3 protein-coding genes are annotated in these 1504 nt (G+C 73.1%); all 3 read left to right on the top strand.

Features of this window, described 5'->3' with window-relative positions; all coding sequences use genetic code 11:
- On the top strand, positions 1-564 hold a 564-nt coding region (locus tag EYA84_RS31725), incomplete at its 5' end, for a hypothetical protein (RefSeq protein WP_343232803.1).
- A gap of 182 nt (positions 565-746) precedes the next feature.
- Positions 747-1010: a DUF6244 family protein gene (locus EYA84_RS31720; protein ID WP_131057839.1), complete on the top strand. Its 264-nt coding sequence runs from the start codon at positions 747-749 to the stop codon at positions 1008-1010.
- A gap of 23 nt (positions 1011-1033) precedes the next feature.
- Positions 1034-1456 (top strand): hypothetical protein, encoded by a 423-nt coding sequence (locus EYA84_RS31715; protein ID WP_131057838.1) that lies wholly within the window; start codon positions 1034-1036, stop codon positions 1454-1456.
- Positions 1457-1504: the final 48 nt, after the last annotated feature.

Genomic DNA, 1504 nt, shown 5'->3' with positions numbered 1-1504 from the left:
CCGTCGACGGTGGGGGTCGGCGGCGCCGCCGCCGCGCCGGGGCGGTCGGAGGTCGGGGCGTACCCGCAAACGGGGCAGACGGACCGGGCGTTGCCGGTGGCGGTGAGCGCGACGGAGGCGGGGGTGCCGGCCCAACGGGCCGGTGCGGTCGACCCGGCGACGGAGCTGGAGTTGGCGCGGCGCTGGGCGGACGAGGCGGACAGGTACGCGCAGCAGGCCGAGATGCTCGCCCAGCGCCCGGCGCTGCTGCCCGGATGGTCGCCGATGGCCCGGGCGGTCGCCGTCTATCTCGGCTTCTCCGGTGTCGCCGTGGTGCTGATGCTGATCCTGGGTCTCGCCTCCGACGTCGGTGTGGTCGGCCTCGGCACGGTGGTCGCCTGGATGTGTGCCGGCCTGCCCGCGGTCGCCCTGATCGGTGCCTGGCTGGTGCTCGGCAAGTGGGGGCGGCCCGCCAGTGGTGCCGCTACGCCGCCCCGGTATCCGCTGCTGGGCTTCCTGCTGTGCTTCGTCGCGGTGCCGCTCGCCTACTGCGGCTACCTGGTGCTGGTCCGCCTGCTGCGCTGACCCGTGTGTGTAAGGAAGGGCCCCCTGCTAACGCCTACGGTATAGAAAGGGTCCCTTCCTAACTTCGGTCGCGCCGACCGGGCTCCCGACTCGATCTGATCGGGTGTGCGGTGCGGGTGGTCGCGGTGTGCGGACGGATCTCGTACGCTCCTGAGTGGTCGCGGTCGAGCCGGGGAGGGCATGTGAGCGCAGCGGAGATGATCGCCCGATTGGCGGCGGCCGCGCACAAGCTGGACGAGGCGAAGGCGAAGACGGCCGCCGCCGCCCAGGATGCCGCCGAGGCGCGGCAACTCGTCGCGGGGGCGTTGCAGGGGGTGGCGGCCGGGCCGCTGATCGGGATGATCGACTCGTACCGGCAGGCGCTCGCGCAGGCCGCCGAGGGCGGTGGCCCGGCCCGGCAGCACGTCCAGGAGACGATCACGAAGGTACGCGCACTGGGCAACTGACCGGACGATCGAGAGGGTGGCGAGTGGACCGCGACGGCGGGGTGTTGGACGGATTCCACGTCGGGTATGTGCCGCCCGGTGTCGGCGACGAGGTGTCGGACTTCGCCAGTGAGTGGGAGGACGTCCGCCTCACCAGCCGGTTCTGGGAGCGCCGGACGGCCGACGGGCACCAGGTGGACCTGCGCGTCCACGTGCTGCGGGGGGATCGGCTCACCGACCTCGACGCGCTACGCGACTTCCTCGCCGCGTACCACGAGCGTGATCCGGCGCAGTGGCGGCTGAGCGACTTCCCGCACGGCGACGGCCCTGGGCTGACCGGCGAGGCGCAGGCGTTCTGGCTGGTCGCACCCGGTGTCGCCGTCAGCGTACTGACGACTCCGGAGTTCGCCGAGGCGCTCCCGGCGACCGCGCTGGCCGTCCGCGGCGCCGCCGACGACGAGGTGTGACCGCCGGGGCTGTCGCTTATACCCATCTCCGCGCCCACGAGACTAGCG

It is taken from the genome of Verrucosispora sp. SN26_14.1 (genome assembly GCF_004307965.1).
GTDB lineage: Bacteria > Actinomycetota > Actinomycetes > Mycobacteriales > Micromonosporaceae > Micromonospora.
Note: the sequence above shows the minus strand (reverse complement) of the source record. Positions and strands in the feature narration are given on the sequence as shown.